Here is a 1,763-nt window from a genome sequence, read left to right as displayed (position 1 = left end):
CTTCCGATGGGGGCGGCCGATATTGCCACGGTGCTGTTTACGCAGTTCCTGAAGTTCGATCCGAAGGCGCCGCTGTGGGCCGATCGCGACCGGTTCGTGCTGTCGGCCGGTCACGGCTCGATGCTGATCTATTCGCTGCTCTATCTCACCGGCTACGAAGACATGACGATCGAGGACATCAAGTCCTTCCGTCAGTTGCATGCCAAGACTGCCGGCCATCCGGAATATGGTCATGCCTCCGGCATCGAGACCACCACCGGTCCGCTCGGCCAGGGCATTGCCAATGCCGTCGGCATGGCGATCGCGGAGAAGAAACTGTCCGACGAGTTCGGCGCCGATCTCCAGAACCATCATACCTATGCGCTGGTTGGTGACGGCTGCCTGATGGAAGGCATCAGCCAGGAAGCGATCTCGCTCGCCGGCCACCTGAAGCTCAACAAGCTCATCGTTCTCTGGGACGACAATGGCATCTCGATCGACGGCAAGATCTCGATCACGGATTCGACCGACCAGCATGCGCGCTTCCGCGCTTCGGGCTGGAACACGATTGCGGTCGACGGTCATGATCCCGAAGCGATCGCAACGGCAATCCGGGCCGCCCACCAGTCCGACAAGCCGACCATGATCGCCTGCAAGACGGTGATCGGCTTCGGCGCTCCCAACAAGGCCGGCACCCACAAGGTCCACGGTTCGCCGCTCGGAGCCGACGAAATCGCCGCTACCCGCGTCGCACTCGGCTGGCCGTCCGAAGCTTTCGTGATCCCCGAGGATGTTCTGTCTGCCTGGCGGACCGCCGGTGGCCGCGGTGCCGCTGTGCGCGCCGAATGGGACAAACGTCTCGCTTCCTCCGCCAGGAAGGCCGAGTTCGAGCGCCGGTTCTCCGGCCAGCTTCCGGCAGCGCTGTCGTCTGCCGTCAGCGATTACAAGCAGAAGCTCGCTGACACCAAGCCGACGGTCGCCACCCGCAAGGCCTCGGAAGATGCGCTGGAAGTGATCAATGGCGTCGTGCCGGAAACGCTCGGCGGCTCGGCCGACCTGACCGGTTCCAACAATACCAAGACCAGCCAGACCGCCTCGATCACGCCGACCGATTTCTCGGGTCGCTATATCCACTGGGGCATCCGCGAGCATGGCATGGCCGCGGCCATGAACGGCATTGCGCTGCATGGCGGCCTGATCCCGTACTCGGGTGGCTTCCTGATCTTCTCGGACTATTGCCGTCCGTCGATCCGCCTGGCTGCACTGATGGGCATCCGCGTCATCCATGTGCTGACCCATGATTCCATCGGTCTCGGCGAAGATGGCCCGACCCACCAGCCGGTGGAACAGATGGCGGCCCTGCGCGCCATTCCGAACCTTCTGATGTTCCGTCCGGCCGATGCGACCGAGACCGTCGAATGCTGGCAGGTGGCGCTCGAAAACCAGCATCGCCCGTCGGGCATCGCGCTGACGCGCCAGAACCTCGTCGCCGCCCGGACCGAATTCGTCGCCGAAAACCTGTCGGCAAAGGGCGCCTATGTGCTTCACGAAAACAAGGATGCGACGGTCACGATCTTCGCTTCGGGTTCGGAAGTCGAGATCGCGGTCAAGGCTAAGGAATTGCTGGCGGCCAAATCGGTTGCCGCGCGCGTCGTCTCCGTTCCCTCCTTCGAACTGTTCGAAGAGCAGTCGGCGGACTATCAGGCTTCCGTGCTCGGCACAGCCAAGGTCAGGGTCGCGGTCGAAGCCGGCATTCGCCAGGGCTGGGACCGGTTCATCGGCTC

The 1,763-nt window shown here is 63.4% G+C and carries 1 protein-coding gene; it reads left to right on the top strand.

Annotation, left to right across the window (positions count from 1 at the left end):
• Nucleotides 1-1,763: transketolase (gene tkt / locus Q4481_RS24525; protein ID WP_304379055.1), on the top strand; the 1,763-nt coding region annotated here is incomplete at both ends.

Source organism: Fluviirhizobium alvei (assembly GCF_030551875.1).
Taxonomy (GTDB): Bacteria; Pseudomonadota; Alphaproteobacteria; order Rhizobiales; family Rhizobiaceae; genus Rhizobium_E; species Rhizobium_E alvei.
Note: the sequence above shows the minus strand (reverse complement) of the source record. Positions and strands in the feature narration are given on the sequence as shown.